The organism is Brevibacillus sp. BC25 (assembly GCF_000282075.1).
Taxonomy (GTDB): Bacteria; Bacillota; Bacilli; order Brevibacillales; family Brevibacillaceae; genus Brevibacillus.
Genome location: NZ_AKIX01000076.1, coordinates 1 through 1,331, shown reverse-complemented (window position 1 = coordinate 1,331; position 1,331 = coordinate 1). Strand labels below are relative to the sequence as shown.

The 1,331-nt window shown below is 40.9% G+C and carries 2 protein-coding genes; both read right to left on the bottom strand.

Annotation, left to right across the window (positions count from 1 at the left end; genetic code table 11):
• Positions 1-51: 51 nt before the first annotated feature.
• Positions 52-933: an IS3 family transposase gene (locus tag PMI05_RS19865; RefSeq protein ID WP_007725578.1), complete on the bottom strand. Its 882-nt coding sequence runs from the start codon at positions 931-933 to the stop codon at positions 52-54.
• 8 nt (positions 934-941) lie between these two features.
• Positions 942-1,238 (bottom strand): helix-turn-helix domain-containing protein, encoded by a 297-nt coding sequence (locus PMI05_RS19860; RefSeq protein WP_007725573.1) that lies wholly within the window; start codon positions 1,236-1,238, stop codon positions 942-944.
• Positions 1,239-1,331 lie beyond the last annotated feature (93 nt).

Here is a 1,331-nt window from a genome sequence, read left to right as displayed (position 1 = left end):
CGGAATAAATGCACTGCTCCCTGTCAAGTAGACAGTATGTAGAGAGCAACTCTAAGCGACCTGAGTCCGATATTCATATGGACTTAGGTTGTTTAATTTTTGTTGAAAGCGTTCATGATTATAAAAATGGATGTATTCCTTTACAGCAAGCCTTACTTCTCTGGCTGTCCGGAAAGAATAGCGTGAAAAGCATTCTGATTTGAAGTGACTGAAGAAGTTCTCCATACTTGCATTGTCCCAACAGTTCCCTTTTCGAGACATACTGGGTATGATTTTGTATTTCGTAAGAAGAAGATTATATTGACGGGATGTGTATTGAAACCCCTGGTCGCTATGTAGGAGGATTCCTTTCACGTCTCGTTTCTTTTTCGCTTGGTTGAGTGTATCGATTACTAATTTGATATCATTATTTCGACTGATCTGGTACGCAATAATTTCGTGATTATATAAGTCTTTTATTACAGACAAATACAGCCTTTGTCCGTTAAAAATAAGATAGGTAATGTCCGTCACCCATTTCTCATTTGGATGGGAAGCTTGGAATGCTCTGTTTAGCAGGTTTCCTGAGACAACGTACGCTTCCTTTTTACCATAATAAGGCCTTTTCTTACGAATAACGGCTTGCAGTTGCATTTCGTTCATGCAACGTTGGATTCGTTTGTGATTGATCGGTAAGGGGGATTTTTTCTCTAGCCATATCTTAACCCGTCGATATCCGTAAATCCCCTTCACTTCTTTATGGCATTCCGTAATTCCTCTCTTGATCTGTTCGTCTTCCAGTTGCTTGGGAGTAATCACTTCCTTTTTCTTTATCCATTTGTAGTAGCCACTTCTGGAAACTTGAGCTAGCTGACATAAAAGTAGAACGCTGTGTCCGTTCTTGGCAAGCTCCTCAATAAGTGCAAACCGCTTCTTGTAAGGTACTGACTCCATCCCACCCTTTACATCTTTAAAAGCTTTTTTAGCAAGGCATTTTCCGCTTCCAGCCGCTTAATTTTTACTTCAGGATCCTCGGGTCTTATTTTGGGTCTCCCTACACCAATTCCCCTTACTTTTCCTCGTTTTTCTTCCAGTCCAGCTATCCCTTCTTTTTGGAAATGATTCACCCATCGACGTAACATCGTCGGATCAATCCCCAATTCCTTTCCGCATCTTCTGTAGCCCATACCCGTTTTTATATAAAAATCTACTGCTTTTTTCTTAAACGCTACGTCATACGTCTTTTGGATATTCCCCATTGAAATCTCCCCCCGTCAAAGACAGAATACGTTGCGCTCTTTTTTCTGTCTACCTAAAGGGGATCATAACTAAATGGCGGGAGCGCTTCAAAC